General features: G+C 67.3%; 15 protein-coding genes and 1 pseudogene. 10 read left to right on the top strand and 6 right to left on the bottom strand.

Annotated features, from left to right (window positions below; genetic code table 11):
- Positions 1–27: 27 nt before the first annotated feature.
- On the bottom strand, positions 28–978 hold the full coding sequence (locus ACVWZN_RS12530; RefSeq protein WP_456954104.1) for an ABC transporter ATP-binding protein: 951 nt from the start codon (positions 976–978) through the stop codon (positions 28–30).
- A gap of 91 nt (positions 979–1,069) precedes the next feature.
- Between ACVWZN_RS12530 and ACVWZN_RS12535 the strand changes: the two genes are divergently transcribed.
- The 9 genes and pseudogenes from ACVWZN_RS12535 to ACVWZN_RS12575 all read left to right on the top strand — a co-directional run bounded on the left by ACVWZN_RS12535 (position 1,070) and on the right by ACVWZN_RS12575 (position 7,545).
- Positions 1,070–1,867 carry a ferredoxin--NADP reductase gene (locus tag ACVWZN_RS12535; RefSeq protein WP_456954105.1) on the top strand — a complete coding sequence of 266 codons (798 nt, stop codon included), beginning with the start codon at positions 1,070–1,072 and terminating at the stop codon, positions 1,865–1,867.
- Between the two features lie 131 nt (positions 1,868–1,998).
- Positions 1,999–2,580 (top strand): hypothetical protein, encoded by a 582-nt coding sequence (locus ACVWZN_RS12540; protein ID WP_456954106.1) that lies wholly within the window; start codon positions 1,999–2,001, stop codon positions 2,578–2,580.
- A gap of 3 nt (positions 2,581–2,583) precedes the next feature.
- The gene (locus ACVWZN_RS12545) at positions 2,584–2,784 is read left to right on the top strand and encodes a helix-turn-helix transcriptional regulator (protein WP_027083673.1); all 201 of its coding nucleotides are present in this window, start codon (positions 2,584–2,586) and stop codon (positions 2,782–2,784) included.
- Positions 2,781–2,951, top strand: coding sequence for a hypothetical protein (locus ACVWZN_RS12550; protein WP_456954107.1), 171 nt, complete (start codon positions 2,781–2,783; stop codon positions 2,949–2,951). The genes ACVWZN_RS12545 and ACVWZN_RS12550 overlap by 4 nt, the downstream gene beginning before the upstream one ends.
- Positions 2,952–2,986: 35 nt before the next feature.
- Positions 2,987–4,490, top strand: a pseudogene (locus ACVWZN_RS12555) (alpha/beta hydrolase).
- 4 nt (positions 4,491–4,494) lie between these two features.
- Positions 4,495–5,241 (top strand): ABC transporter ATP-binding protein, encoded by a 747-nt coding sequence (locus ACVWZN_RS12560; protein ID WP_456954108.1) that lies wholly within the window; start codon positions 4,495–4,497, stop codon positions 5,239–5,241.
- Complete coding sequence (locus tag ACVWZN_RS12565) at positions 5,238–6,422, top strand: ABC transporter permease (RefSeq protein ID WP_456954109.1); 1,185 nt, start codon at positions 5,238–5,240, stop codon at positions 6,420–6,422. Before ACVWZN_RS12560 ends, ACVWZN_RS12565 begins: the two co-directional genes overlap by 4 nt.
- Positions 6,422–6,946 carry an NADPH-dependent FMN reductase gene (locus tag ACVWZN_RS12570; protein ID WP_456954110.1) on the top strand — a complete coding sequence of 175 codons (525 nt, stop codon included), beginning with the start codon at positions 6,422–6,424 and terminating at the stop codon, positions 6,944–6,946. Before ACVWZN_RS12565 ends, ACVWZN_RS12570 begins: the two co-directional genes overlap by 1 nt.
- A 74-nt stretch (positions 6,947–7,020) precedes the next feature.
- Positions 7,021–7,545 carry a hemerythrin domain-containing protein gene (locus ACVWZN_RS12575; protein WP_456954111.1) on the top strand — a complete coding sequence of 175 codons (525 nt, stop codon included), beginning with the start codon at positions 7,021–7,023 and terminating at the stop codon, positions 7,543–7,545.
- A gap of 74 nt (positions 7,546–7,619) precedes the next feature.
- Here ACVWZN_RS12575 and ACVWZN_RS12580 read toward each other — a convergent pair whose 3' ends face one another.
- From ACVWZN_RS12580 to rpmH, 5 genes are all read right to left on the bottom strand, one after another.
- Positions 7,620–8,681 (bottom strand): TonB family protein, encoded by a 1,062-nt coding sequence (locus ACVWZN_RS12580; RefSeq protein WP_456954112.1) that lies wholly within the window; start codon positions 8,679–8,681, stop codon positions 7,620–7,622.
- Positions 8,682–9,128: 447 nt separating this feature from the next.
- Complete coding sequence (mnmE, locus tag ACVWZN_RS12585; RefSeq protein WP_456954113.1) at positions 9,129–10,457, bottom strand: tRNA uridine-5-carboxymethylaminomethyl(34) synthesis GTPase MnmE; 1,329 nt, start codon at positions 10,455–10,457, stop codon at positions 9,129–9,131.
- Positions 10,458–10,514: 57 nt separating this feature from the next.
- Positions 10,515–12,188 (bottom strand): membrane protein insertase YidC, encoded by a 1,674-nt coding sequence (gene yidC / locus ACVWZN_RS12590; RefSeq protein WP_456954114.1) that lies wholly within the window; start codon positions 12,186–12,188, stop codon positions 10,515–10,517.
- Positions 12,189–12,218: 30 nt separating this feature from the next.
- A complete protein-coding gene (gene rnpA / locus ACVWZN_RS12595; RefSeq protein WP_456954115.1) occupies positions 12,219–12,626 on the bottom strand; it encodes a ribonuclease P protein component in 408 nt (135 codons plus the stop codon).
- A gap of 88 nt (positions 12,627–12,714) precedes the next feature.
- Positions 12,715–12,855 carry a 50S ribosomal protein L34 gene (gene rpmH, locus ACVWZN_RS12600; RefSeq protein WP_027083663.1) on the bottom strand — a complete coding sequence of 47 codons (141 nt, stop codon included), beginning with the start codon at positions 12,853–12,855 and terminating at the stop codon, positions 12,715–12,717.
- Positions 12,856–13,098: 243 nt separating this feature from the next.
- Between rpmH and dnaA the strand changes: the two genes are divergently transcribed.
- Positions 13,099–14,436, top strand: coding sequence for a chromosomal replication initiator protein DnaA (gene dnaA / locus ACVWZN_RS12605; protein WP_456954116.1), 1,338 nt, complete (start codon positions 13,099–13,101; stop codon positions 14,434–14,436).
- Positions 14,437–14,664: the final 228 nt, after the last annotated feature.

Below are 14,664 nucleotides of genomic sequence, written 5' to 3' on the forward strand. Positions count from 1 at the left end.
CCGTGAATGCGTCGGCGTTCGGAGCGGTCAGACCGCGGCGGTGCCGGCGTTCTCGCCGGTCAGTCGCACGAACAGTTCTTCGAGGCGGTTGGACTTGGTACGCATCGAGCGCACGCGGATGCCGTGCGCGTCGAGCGCGGCGAACACGCGGTTGAGATCCATCGCGCGCGGCATGTCGATGTCGAGCGTGTGGTCGTCGGTCGCGGTCATCTCGGTGCCTTCCACCTGCGGAAGCGCCGGCGGCAGCACGCCGTCGATGTCGAGCACGAAGCCTTCGACGTCGAGCTTGGACAGCAACGCCTTCATCGAACCCTGCGCGACGATGTTGCCGCGATCGATGATCGCGACGTTGCGGCACAGGCTCTCGGCTTCCTCGAGGTAGTGCGTGGTGAGGATGATCGTGGTGCCGGACGCGTTGATGTCCTTCAGCGTCTTCCACATGCCGCGGCGGATCTCGATGTCGACGCCCGCGGTGGGCTCGTCGAGGATCAGCAAACGAGGCTGCGTCATCATCGCGCGGGCGATCATCAGCCGACGCTTCATGCCGCCCGACAGCGTGCGGCTCATGACGTTCGCCTTTTCCCACAGCTGCGAGCGGCGCAGTTCGACCTCGGCGCGCTTGAGCGCCTCCTCACGCGGTACGCCGTAGAAACCGGCGTAGTTCACGAGGATGTCGATCGGCTTTTCGAACATGTTGAAGTTGATTTCCTGCGGCACCAGCCCGATCTGCCGCATCGCCGCGGCGCGATCGCGCGTGAGGTCGATGCCGAACACGTCGACCGCGCCGGAGGTGAGGTTCACCAGCGAGCTGACGATGCCGATCAGCGTCGACTTGCCGGCGCCGTTGGGCCCGAGCAGCGCGAAGAAATCGCCCGGCATGACGTCGAGCGACACGCTTTTCAGCGCTTCGACGCGGTTGTCGTAGGTCTTGCGCAGATCGCGCACGGACAACGCGGGAGTGGTGACGGCTGCGGCCATGTCAGGGCTTCGAACGGCGATCCCGCTAGTATAGGCAGCCCGTGCATGCGCCCCGCGCGCTGCAGTGTTCCAGCGGCCGCGCCCTCGTTCGATGCGCGTGGCCCGTCAGGATTCGAACGCCTTGGCCATCGTCCAGTTTCCGCTCCAGCTCGTCTCGCGCCGCATGCTCGCGCCCAGCGTCGGCCACTACTCGTTCGTGCGGGGCGACGGGCAGCCGCTGGATTTCATCCCCGGCCAGTTCATCCAGGTGCACTTCACCTACGCCGACGGCACCGCGACTAAGCGCAGCTATTCGCTGGCGACGATCCATGACCATGCGATCGGGCCCGGCGAAGCGGTCGACATCGCGGTGAGCTACGTGCCCGGCGGCGCGGCGACGGCACTGTTCGAAAGCCTGGAGATCGGCGGCACGGTGAATGCGAGCGGCCCATTCGGGCGTTTCTGCCTGATGCCGAACGACGCGAACCGTCGCTACCTGCTGATCGCCACCGGCACCGGCGTCACGCCGTACCGCGCGATGCTGCCGGAGCTGGAACGCCTGATCGGCGAACGCGGCATCGAAGTCGTCGTGCTGTTCGGCGCGCGCACGCCGGAAGAACTGCTTTACGGCGACGAGTTCCGCGCGTTCGCGACGAAGCATGCGTCGAACGTCCGATTCGTGCCGTGCTTCTCGCGCGAGATGCCGGCCGCGGATTCACCGCAGGCGCATGACGACGTTCGCCACGGCTACGTGCAGCAGTTCCTCGCCGAGTTCGCGCCGAATGCGGAAGGCGACATCGCGTATCTGTGCGGCAACCCGAACATGGTCGACGCCTGCTTCGAGGCGTTGAAGGAATTCGGTTTGCCCGTGCCGCAGATTCGTCGCGAGAAGTACGTCAGTTCGAAGTAAGTGTTCGCTGCAACACACGCCTGAATCGTTTTGCGCGCCTCCTGCCGCTCGTCGGCCGCCGTGTAAAGCACGCTTGACACGCCCGCGGGCCCGGCCCTAACGTGGCTGTCAAGTTTGTTTGACAGGCCGCCATGACCCGTTTTTCCGCCCGCAACCTGATCATCGTCGGCGTGCTGCTGCTTGCCGCGGCCACAGCCGTCGAGCTGCTGCTGTCGGACCGCGTGCCGGATTTCTTCCGCGGCCTGCTGTTCGGCGTCGGCGCGGCGCTGTGCTTCGCCGGCCTGCTGCGCTCGCGCATGCCCGACCCCTGCGACGCCAGCACGCCGTCGCTGCGCAAGCGCTACGTGCGCGAGTTCACGCCGCCGATGGTCGGCTACGTCGTCACCCTGATGGGGTCGGTGTGGCTGCTGAAGACGATCAGCGATCCGGCATTGCGCGCAGTGGTCGCGCTGGCGCCGGTTCCGTTCGTGGCGCTGACGATGCGCGCGGTGATTCGCTACATCCGCGACACCGACGAATTGCAGCGCCGCATCGAGGTCGAAGCGGTGAGCATGGCGACGGCGCTGGTATCGCTGGGCTACTTCGCTGCGGGCCTGCTGCAGTCGGCGAAGGTGATCGACATCCCGTCGAGCGCGGCGATGATCTGGGTGTTCCCGCTGATCTGCCTGGTCTACGGCCTCGCCAAGGTCGTGATCGCGCGCAGGTTCGCCTGAGCCATGGAGAGCCGCGTGCGCGAACTCCGCGAAACGCAGGGCTGGTCGCAGGGCGAGCTCGCGGAACGGCTGGCCGTGTCGCGACAGACCATCAACGCCATCGAAACCGGCAAGTACGACCCCAGTTTGCCGCTCGCATTCCGCATCGCGCGGCTGTTCCGCGAGCCGATCGAATCCATCTTCATCCCGGGAGACCTCGCATGAATCCCCTGCACAACCGCCGCGCCGCGTTGATCCTCGCGTTCGTCGCGGTCGCCTGCGCGCTGGCCGCGATCCTTGGTGATCGCCCGGTGTTCGCCACCACGCTGTTCCCCGCGATCTGGATCCCGATGCTGGGCCGCTCGCGTCGCTGCCCGCGATCGTTGCCGTGATCGACGCACTTCGTCCGCCTTACCGGAAGCATTCCATGTCCCGCACCCGCATCCTCGCGACGGCGCTCGCCGTCGCGCTCGCCGGTTGCAGCGCCCCGCACGGGCCCACTGCGAAACCGGAAGCCGAATCCGCCAAGCGCCTGGTCGGCCGCATCGAATTCGAACCGTGCGCGCTATCGAGCGCACTCGCCGCGCAGACCGTCGACGGCATGTGCGGCACGCTCGCCGTGCCGGAAGATCCGTCCAAGCCGAACGGTCGCAAGGTCGACCTGCGAATCGCGTGGCTGCGGCCCGGCGACAACGCCCAGCCGGTCGCGGACCCGGTGTTCTTCCTCGCCGGCGGCCCGGGCCAGGCGGCGTCGGAATACGCCGCGACCGTGTCGGCTGCGCTGCATGAAGTGCTGAAGAACCGCAGCGTGTTCCTTGTCGACCAGCGCGGCACCGGGCAGTCGGCACCGCTCGATTGCCCGAAGGACCTGCGCGACCAGTACAAGGATCGCGAGGACGACGACGCGATCGCCGAGTACGCCGCCAAGTGCGCCGCTGCGCTGAAGTACGACCCGCGCTTCTTCACCACGACGGTGGCGGTGGAAGATCTCGATACCGTGCGCAAGGCGATCGGCGCTTCGACGATCGACCTGGTCGGCGTGTCGTACGGCACGCGCGTGGCGCAGCAGTACGCGATGCGGCATCCGGCGCAGACGCGCGCGGTGGTGCTCGACGGCGTGGCTGCCGAACGACGTCGTCGCCGGTGGTGAATTCGCGCGCACGTTCGAGCGTTCGCTCACGCTGCGCGGTGCGGCCTGCGCGAAGGATCCGGTGTGCGCCAAGCGCTATCCGCAGGATCTGCGCGCGCAGCTGGCGACGCTGAAGCAGCGCCTCGCGAACGCGCCGGTCGATGTCGAATACCGCGACCCGGCGACCGGCGAAGCCAAGCACGACAAGCTCACCGCGCAGACGGTGGTCGGCCTGACGCAATTGTTCTCGTACGTGCCGCAGGCCGCCGCGCTGTTGCCGGTGGTGGTCGACGATGCGGTGCAGGGTCGCTACGGCCCGTTGATGGCGCTCGCCTCGCTCGGCGGCGAATCGATGTCGGGCAGCATGAATCGCGGCATGCAGTGGTCGGTGATCTGCGCGGAAGATGCGGACCGCTACGTCGAAGACCCGAACGATGCGAACACCGCACTCGGCACCGACATGGCGAAGACGTTCTTCGCTGCGTGCCGCACCTGGCCGCACGGCACGCGCCCGGCTGATTTCACCAAGCCGCTGACCGGCAACGTGCCGGTGCTGCTGATGTCGGGCGAGCTCGATCCGGTGACGCCGCCGGAATACGCCGAGCGCGTCGCGAAGACGTTGCCGAACTCGAAGACGGTGGTGCTGAAAGGCCAGGGCCACGGCCAGATGGGCACCGGCTGCATGCCGAAGCTGATCGGCAAGCTCATCGAAACCGCGAACGCGAAAGCGCTCGACACGAAATGCCTGGAGACGGTGGCGCCCGTGCCGCCGTTCACCAGCTTCAACGGCTGGGAGCCGTGACCCCATGATTACCGCACGCAATCTGCACAAGTCATTCAAGACCAAGACCGGCGTGGTCAAGGCGGTCGACGGCGTCGAGTTCGAAGCCCGCGACGGCCAGATCACCGGCCTGCTCGGCCCGAACGGCGCCGGCAAGACCACAACGCTGCGCATGCTGTACACGCTGATGCGCCCGGACAGCGGCGAAGTGATGGTCGACGGCGTCGACGCGGCGAAGGACCCGCTCACGGTGCGTCGCGCGCTCGGCGTATTGCCCGACGCACGCGGCGTCTACAAGCGCCTCACCGCACGCGAGAACATTGCCTACTTCGGCGAACTGCACGGCATGTCGTCGGCGCAGATCGCCGAGCGCACCCAGCTGCTCGCACGCGCGCTGCAGATGGAGGACATCCTCGATCGACAGACCGAAGGTTTCAGCCAGGGCCAGCGCACCAAGACGGCGATCGCACGTGCACTGGTGCACGACCCGAAGAACGTGATCCTCGACGAGCCCACTAACGGCCTGGACGTCATGACCACGCGCGCGATGCGCGCCTTCCTGCAGCAACTCAAAGCAGAAGGGCGTTGCGTGATCTTCTCCAGCCACATCATGCAGGAGGTTGCCGCGCTCTGCGATCGCATCGTGATCATCGCGAAGGGGCAGGTGGTCGCCAGCGGCACGCCGGACGAGCTGCGCAAGCGCTTCGGTGAAACCAACCTCGAGGACGCCTTCGTCAAGGCGATCGGCTCGGACGAAGGACTGCACGCATGAAGACCGGACTTCTTTCCACTGTTTGGTCGGTGATGCGCAAGGAGTTGCGCGACATCTCGCGCGATCGGCGCACGCTCGCCATCGCCCTTCTGCTCGGCCCGTTGCTGTATCCGCTGATCATCATCGGTACCGGCTCGATCGCCGAAAAGCGCGCGAAGACCGAACTCGATCGCACGCTGGTGGTGCCGGTCGAAGGCATGGAGCGCGCACCGAATCTCGTTGCGTTCCTCGCCACGCAGGGCATCCAGGCCAAGAAGGCGCCGAAGGATCTCGACGGCGCGGTCGCGCGGCAGGACGAGGACGTGGGCCTGCGCATCGACGAGGAGTACGCGAAGGATTGGCGCGAGGGCAAGCCGGCGGTGGTCGAGATCGTCGCCGACAGCACGCGTCGCAACGCGGAAATCCCGATGGCGCGCGTGCGTGCGGCGCTTGAAGGTTATCGCGACCAGATGGGTGCGCTGCGACTGCTCGCACGTGGCGTCGATCCGTCGGTGACGCGCGCGGTGAACGTCGGCAGTCGCGACGTCGCCAGCGAACAGGCGAAGAAGGGCCAGGTGCTGTCGATCCTGCTGCCGTACCTGCTGATCCTGAGTTCGTTCCTCGGCGGTGCGTACCTGATCCTCGACGCGACTGCCGGCGAACGGGAACGGCAATCGCTCGAGCCGTTGCTCGCAACACCTGCGCGTCGCGGCGCGATCGTCACCGGCAAGATCGCCGCTGCGTGTTCGCTCGGCCTGCTGTCGATGCTGCTCACGCTGCTATCGTTCAAGGCCAGCGCGCAGATGGCGACCACCGCACGCATGCTCGACGTCAGTTTCCCCGCGATCGCGAAGATGCTGTTCACGCTGCTGCCGATGCTGCTGATCGGTACGTCGTTGCTCACCTTCCTCGCCGCGGCGGCGAAGAGCATGAAGGAAGCGCAGAGCCACATGACGTGGTTGATGCTGTTGCCGATGCTGCCGTCGATCACGCTCATGGCGAACCCGATCAAGACGCAGCTCTGGCAGTTCGCGGTGCCGTTCCTGGCGCAGAACCAGTTGCTGCTGAAGATCGTGCGTGGCGAACCGGTCGACGCGCAGATGTGGGCGGTCTACCTGGCGTGCAGCTTCGGCCTCGCATTGCTGCTGTGGTACGCCGCGGTGCGTCGCTATCAGCAGGAGCGCCTCGCGATCTCGGCTTGATGCGGGTCCTGGGTCTTTGCGGTTCCCTGCGGCAGCGTTCGCTTTCGGCGGCGCTGCTGCAGGCGTTTGTGGCACTCGCATCGGGCGATGTCATCGTCGATGTGTTCGATCAACGTGGCGAGTTGCCACTGTTCAATCCCGACATCGAGCACGCGCCGACGCCGGCCGTGCTCGCGTTGTGGAATGCAGTCGCGAGCACCGATGCGCTGATCGTCGTCAGCCCCGAGTACGCGCACGGCATCACTGCGGTGATGAAGAACCAGCTCGACTGGCTGGTCGGACAGGTGTCGATCGTGGACACGCCCGTCGCGGTGGTGAATCCCGCGTCCGGCTCGCAGCACGCGGACACCGCACTGCGCGAAGTGCTGCACACGATGTCGGCGCGACTCGTCGATGCGGCCTGCGTGCGCATGCCGGTGATCGGTGCAGGCGTCGAAGTCGAGGCGATCGCACGCGGTGAAGCGTTCGCCGACGACATCCACGCCGTGCTCGACGCGCTGTCGACATCGGTGACCGGCGCTTGACCGGCTAACGGCCGCTTTCACCCCATGGCGGCGGCAGCGGTTCGACGCTGGACGCCTGTCACGGAGGCCGACCCATGCGCAGCATTCTTTCCACACTCAAATCCGAACACGACCAGCTCCGCGCGCTGTTCGACCAGGTCAATGCGACGACCGATCGCGCCGAGAAGACGCGTCTTGAACTTCTGCAGAAGATCGAAGCCGCGCTGGTGCCGCATGCGAAGTGGGAGGAACTCGTTTTCTATCCCGCGCTGAAGTCGCGCGCGAGCCACGAGCAGAAGCTGCTGTGGGCGGCAGCGATGCAGGAGCATCGCGCGGTCGAGCAGAGCGTGTTGCCCGACCTCAAGGCCTGCGAGCCGACCAGCCGTGAATTCGCTGGCAGCGCGAAGGTGATGGGCGAATTGCTCGACCATCATGCGAAGGAAGAAGAACGCGACATCTTCGCGGTCATGCGCGAGCTGTTCACCGCGCAGGAACTCGCCGAGATGGACGAGCAGTACGAGGAATGGAAGGCGTCGGGCATGGGCGAGGGCGTGGCCCTGCACGCGAAGATCAAGACCGGCATCGCCTCGATGTTGCGCGCGCCGGGCTCGCCGGGTTGATGCAACGCGCGCTTTCATCGCGCGCATAAAGAAGCCCGGCCGAAGCCGGGCTTTTTCGTTGCACGTCGAACCGGTCAGGTGCCGGGGTTGAACGTGATCGTACGGCGCGTGGTGACCGGCGCATCGACCGGCTGGAAGCGCCAGCGCTTGACCGCGTTGACGGCGGCGCGATCGAAGATGCGCGGCGGGTTCGCACGCACCACACGGGCGGCGCTGACCGAACCATCGGCGGCGACGGTGAACTCGACCTGCACTTCGCCCGACTGGGCCGAACGCAACGCTTCCGGCGGGAACGCGGGAGCGGGCGTCGACAGTGCACGCAGTTCGCTGTTGCCAGAGGAGGCCGGTGCGGCGGGACGCGACGGTGCGGCGGCCTGTGCGGCGGCACGCTGCTGGGCTTCGCGATCGGCAGCGGCCTTGTCGGCAGCGGCCTTGTCAGCAGCTGCGCGATCGGCAGCAGCCTTATCGGCGGCGGCGCGATCGGCGGCGACCCGGTCGGCGGAGGTCTTGTCGGCGAGCTGCTTGGCGGCCAGTTCCTGCTGCTTCTTCTGGTCTTCCAGGCGCTGCTTCTCGAGGTCAGCCTGCTTCTTGGCCTGGTCCTCGGCGCTGAGTTGCTGCTGCGTGGCGCGCTGCTGCGCGACCTGCTGCTGCTCGGTGATCGAGGTCTTCAGACGGTTGAGCGCCGGATGCTTCGGGTCGGCCTTCTCGAGCAGCGCGGTCAGGCGCTGCGCTTCGCTGAAGTCGTCGCGCGCGACGCTCTGCTCGGTCGCGATCACCGCCATCGGCAGCAGGTCGGTGAGTGCGCTCGACACCGCCGGATCGTTCGGCGACTTGTCGCGCAGCGCGAGGTAGTACTCGATCGCGTTGTCGCCGGCCGGCGCGTACAGACGGTTCTCGTTGTACGCCTTGCTGGCGGAGTCGCGCAGCTGGTCGGCGGTCATCGCGCTGACCTTGTCGGAAATCACCGTGGCCGGCGTGGCCGCCGGTGCGGCGGTCGACGCGGCCGGCGTGCCCGCGGTCGGCGCGGTGTCGTTCTTGCCGCATGCGGCTAGCAGGCCACCGAGCGCCAGCACGAGTGCGGCGCGCGGCAGGACGGAGACGCGCGGCATCAGCCGGACGCGGGTATCGGAATTCATCGGTCTCACTCCCCAGAGGTGCGCGCGGCGCGCGCACGCGCCTAGATCGCTTGCCGTACGGGGCTTTGTCAAGCATTGGACAGCCGCTGTTACACGCGGATCGTGAAGCCCGTCGCACCCGGCCCGCATGCGGCGCCGTTCTGCGTCATAGACCGACGCGATGCGGCAACCGCGACGGCGAGGCGGCCTGCGTGTTCAGGCGTCGACCGTGGCGTGTGTGCGCGAGCGTGCGAGTGCGCGTGGTTCATCGATCGGCGGGATCGACCGGCTTCACCGAGTGCAGGTCGACGCCGGCGGCGGTGATGCAGTCGCGGTCCCGGCGCTGGGCCCGACGGTGAAGGCAACGCCGCGACCGAAGTGCGCACGCCGTTCCCGTCGGGCGCATGTCCGTTGGGGCGGCCCATCGCGAGATGGAGGAAGACGAGATCGGGCGCGATCCCATCAACGCTACTTGCCGATACAGAAGCTCGAGAAGATGTGGCCGAGCAGGTCGTCGGCGTGCACGCGACCGGTGATCGCACCGAGCGCATCGTGTGCGCGACGCAACTGCTCGGCGGCGAGGTCGAGATGCTCGTGCGCAAGTTGCTCGCGCGCGAGTGCGAGTTCATCGCGCGCCTCATTCAATGCATGCACGTGGCGCGTGCGCGCGGTGAATGCGCCTTGCGTGGTTTCCGCATTCGGCCCGAGCGCGAGTGCATGCAGATGGCGACGCACGTCGTCGAGGCCGACGCCGGTGTGCGCCGATACGGCGACGAAGCCGTGAGGCGCGACGCCATTGAGCAGATCGATCTTGTTGGCGATGCGCAGCACATGCGGCACGCCTGCGATCGCATCACGCACTGCGGCCTCGCCGGCGATCGCGTCACGCGCATCGACCACCACGATCGCAAGGTCCGCGCGCTCCAGTTCCGCGTGCGCACGCCGCATGCCTTCGCGTTCGATCGCATCGCCGCTGTCGCGCAGGCCGGCGGTGTCGACCAGCGTGAGCTCGACGCCTTCGATGCGCACGGTTTCGTGCAGCACGTCGCGCGTGGTGCCGGCGATGTCGGTGACGATGGCGCGGTCGACGCCGGCCAGTGCATTGAGCAGCGAACTCTTGCCCGCATTCGGTGGGCCGACGATGACCGCATGCAGACCGTCGCGCAGGCGGCTGCCCTGTTCGGCGGCGGCGAGCAATGCATCGAGATCGTGTTCGATCGCATCGAGGCGCCGACGCAGATCGTCGCCACCGAGCGTGTCGATCGGCTCGTCGGCGAAATCGATCGCGGCTTCGCAGTGCACGCGCACGTGCAGCAACTGTGCGGCGATCGCGTCGACGCGATGCGAGAACTCGCCGTCGAGTGCACGCCGTGCGGCGCGTGCAGCGCGCACGTCGGCCGCAGCAATGAGATCGGCGACGGCTTCGGCCTGCGCGAGGTCGAGCCGGCCCTCTAGAAACGCGCGTTCGGTGAATTCGCCGGGACGTGCCGGACGCGAACCCAACGCGAGACAGGCGTCGAGCAATTGCGCGAGCACCGCGGGGCTGCCGTGCGCCTGCAGTTCGACGACATCCTCACCGGTGTAGCTCGCGGGCGCGACGAACAGGATCGCGAGGCCGTCATCGATCAGCACGTCGCCCGAATGAAAGCGCACGTGGTGCGCATGACGCGGCGTCAACGCACGCTGCGCGATCGCTTCGCCGATGCGGCGCGCATCGCGCCCGGACAACCGAACAATGCCGACGCCCGCACTGCCGGCGGCGGTAGCGATCGCGGCGATGGTGTCGCGGTCATGCATGCGCGGATCGTGCGCCTCGAACGACGAAGCCCGCCATGCGGCGGGCTCCGGGATGCGTCAGGCCTTCTTCTGCGGCTCGCCGTGCTTGCGCAGGAAATACCACTGCTGCGCGAGCGTGAGCAGGCCGTTGGTGACCCAGTACAGCACCAGGCCCGACGGGAAGAACGCGAACATGACGCCGAACACCAGCGGCATGAACTGCATCATCTTCGCCTGCGCCGGATCCATGCCCGCGGTCGGCGTGAGCTTCTGCGTCACCAGCATCACGGCGGCGTTGAGCGCCGGCAGCACGAAGTAGGGATCGCGCGCGGTGAGGTCGTGGATCCAGCCGATCCACGGCGCGTGTCGCAGCTCGACGGATTCGGACAGCATCCAGTACAGCGCGAGGAAGATCGGCATCTGCACGAACAGCGGCAGACAACCGCCGGCCGGATTGACCTTCTCCTTGCGGTACAGCTCCATCATCGACTGCTGGAACTGCTGGCGATCCTCGCCATGGCGTTCCTTGAGCTGCTGCAGCTTCGGCTGCAGGCGGCGCATCTTCGCCATCGAGCGGTACTGCGTGTTCGCGAGCGGGAGCAGCGCGAGCTTGATGAGCACAACGAGACTGATGATCGACCAGCCCCAGTTGCCGATGTAGCCGTGCAACCACGCCAGTACCGCATACAGCCAGCCCGCGAGCGTCGCCATCACCGTGTAGCTGGAGAAGTCGACGGCGCGTTCCAGGCCGGGCACGTTCTGCGCCGCGATCTGCTCGACGCTCTTCGGGCCGACCCACAGCCGCGCCTGCGTGCTGACGTGCTGGCCGGGCGCGACATTGAATGTCGGGCCGGTTTCGCGGATCAGGTAATTGGTGCCGCCGATGCCTTCGACCGACAACGTCTCGAGCTTCGCGTTGTCGGTGCCCTGCGGGATCCACGCGGTAAAGAAGTGGTGCTGCAGGAACGCAATCCAGCCGCCCTTGCCGGTCTGGTTGAGCGGGTCGTTCTTGCCGTACTTGTCGAACGCGAGCTTGTCGTACTTGCCCTGCGGGCCGTACCAGGCGGCGCCCTGGAACGCGAACACGCGGCCGGCGGTGATGCCGCCCTTGGGCGCGGGCGGCATGGTGCGGCTGAGCTGGCGGTAGATCATGCCCGGCCATGCGACCGTGCCGGCATTGGTCACATCGTCACGCACGCGAACGGTGTAGCCGCCGCGGGTGAACGTATAGGTGCGGCGGATGCTGACGCCGTTCGCGCCCTGCCAGACGAAGGGCACGTCGACCGTCGATGCACCCGGCGCCAGCGTGTAGTTGCGCGTCGTGTCGGCAGGAACGAAGCCGGTCTGATGCGTCGGCGCCGGTGCGCCGGTCGCGACCCAGCCACTCTGCGCGACGAAGTAATGCGCGGGGTCAGCCGAGAACAGGCGAACCGGACGGCTCGGGTCATCGAGATCGGCGTAACCCGGCAGGTCGGCCTGCAGCATCTGACCGCCATCGAGCTTCACGTCGAGCACGTCGGTGTGCACGGTGACGATGCCGGGCGTCGCCACGGGCTGCGCGTTCGGCGCGGCGACGGTCGGGACTGCGCCCGGGCCCGCGGCGGTCGGAACTGCTGCGGCGGGGTTCCCGTTGGCGGTCGCGGTGGTCGTGGCGACCTCCGGCGGCGCGGACTTCTCGCGCGTCCATTCCATCCAGAGCAGCGACGCCACCAGAAGCCAGGCGAAGAGGAGGAAGGCGCGGGTCTGGTTCATGGGCAGGCAGGCTCGTGCCGGACGCGTCGATTACGCGCCGGCGGAAGGGTCGGAGGACGGCGGCGGCATTGTGCCGGCGGGGGGCGGGGCCGGCAACGCGCGGGCCCGACGCAGGAGATCGAGGAACGCGGCGCGCAATTCAAGGCCGGAGCGCTGTGCGGCGCCCGGTCGCGCGACGACGACGTAATCACCGGGCGCGAGCGTGGACCGCAGCCGACGGAATTCGTCGCGGATCTGGCGCTTGATGCGGTTGCGGCCGACCGCGTTCGGGTCGACCTTGCGCGAAACGGCAAGGCCGAGTCGCGGCGCGATCGTGTCGTCGCGGTTCCAGTGCAGCGCGAGCACGGGCAAGCCGGTGCGTCGTCCGTCCTTGAACACACGATCGAAATCGGCACGCGTTCGCACGCGCGCCGATCGGGGAAAGCGCTGGGAGTTCATGGTGCGTCGTTGACGCAGGCGTCCGCGACGATCGATCGCGGCACGGACGCAGCCCGGCGCATCACGCCAGGCGACCGGCCGGAGCCGATCAGGCCGTGAGGCGCTTGCGGCCCTTGGCGCGGCGACGCGCGAGGATCTTGCGGCCGTCGGCCGTGGCCATACGCGCACGGAAGCCGTGGTCGCGCTTGCGCTTGAGGTTGCTGGGCTGGTAGGTGCGCTTGGTGGCCATGAGGCGACTCGCGTAAGACGGCAAAAGTGAACCCGGAAGTCTAGCGGTGCAGGCATCCGTGGGTCAAGCCGGCGTGACGACGCATCCGCCGGGCGGTGTGGACAAGCCTGTCCCGGCCCTGTGGATAAATGGTAGTCTGCCCGACCCCCGAACCGTTGGACGCGGCCTCACCCGAGGCATCCGCGCCGGCGGTCCGTCGCCCTCTTTTCGCTGCAATTCGCGGGTTTTTCGTACGTGTCGATGATGGATGCCTGGCCGCGCTGCCTCGAACGCCTGGAAGCCGAACTCCCGGCCGAGGACGTCCATACCTGGCTGCGCCCGCTGCAGGCCGACCTCTCGGGCGATCGCGCCGTGCTCTACGCGCCGAACGCCTTCGTGGTCGACCAGGTGCGCGAGCGCTACCTGCCGCGCATCCGCGAGCTGCTGAGCTATTTCGCCGGCGCCGACGACGTGCGCCTCGAAGTCGGCGCGCTGCCCAAACCCAGGGGCGCAACCGCCCCGATCGCCACGCCGGCCTATCCGACCGCCGCCTCGCAAGCGCCGGTGCCGATGTCCTTCCACGGCAACCTCGACAACCACTACACGTTCGAGAACTTCGTCGAAGGCCGCAGCAACCAGCTCGGCCGCGCCGCCGCGATGCAGGCCGCACTCAAGCCCGGCGATCGTGCGCACAACCCGCTGCTGCTCTACGGCGGCACCGGCCTCGGCAAGACGCACCTGATGTTCGCGGCCGGCAACCTCATGCGCACCAATAACCCGGGTTTCCGGGTGATGTACCTGCGCAGCGAGCAGTTCTTCAGCGCGATGATGAAATCGCTGCAGGACAAGACCATGGACGCCTTCAAGCGGCAGTTCCAGCAGGTCGACGCACTGCTGATCGACGACATCCAGTTCTTCGCCGGCAAGGACCGCACGCAGGAAGAGTTCTTCCACACGTTCAACCAGCTGTTCGATGGCCGCCAGCAGATCATCCTCACCTGCGACCGCTATCCGCGCGAGGTCGAAGGCCTGGAGCCGCGTCTGAAGTCGCGCCTGGCCTGGGGCCTGTCGGTGGCGATCGAGCCACCGGATTTCGAGACGCGCGCGCAGATCGTGCTGAGCAAGGCCCGCGAGCGCGGCGTCGAGATTCCGGAGGACGTGGCGTTCCTGCTCGCCAAGAAGATGCGCAGCAATGTTCGCGACCTCGAGGGCGCGCTCAACACGCTGTCGGCACGGGCGAACTTCACCGGCCGCGCGATCACCGTCGAGTTCGCGCAGGAGACGCTGCGCGACCTGCTGCGCGCCCAGCAGCAGGCGATCGGCATCCCCAACATCCAGAAGGTCGTGGGCGACTACTACGGCCTGCAGATGAAGGACCTGCTGAGCAAGCGTCGCACCCGCTCGCTGGCGCGCCCGCGTCAGATGGCGATGGCGCTGGCCAAGGAGCTCACCGAGCACTCGCTGCCGGAGATCGGTGATGCCTTCGCCGGCCGCGACCACACGACCGTCCTGCACGCCTGCCGGCAGATCCGCACCCTGATGGAGACGGACGGCAAGCTGCGGGAAGATTGGGACAAGCTCATCCGCAAGCTGAGCGAGTAAGGTGTGCACGGCGTCTGTAGGCGCCGGGGGCAAGCTGTGGACAATTCGGGGCGGTCGCGATGACGGCCGGTTTGTCCACAGGTTGACCACGATCCGAAGGGGCGTTTCCAACAGGGTCGTGGGGTCAAGAAATACCAAGTAATTCATAGGGTTGAGAGGGTTTTCCCGGATTTCGGCGCCCACCACCACCACCATGCTTTTGATTTAATCCACTCCTTAGAAACGGAA

The organism is Lysobacter sp. HA35 (assembly GCF_054061195.1).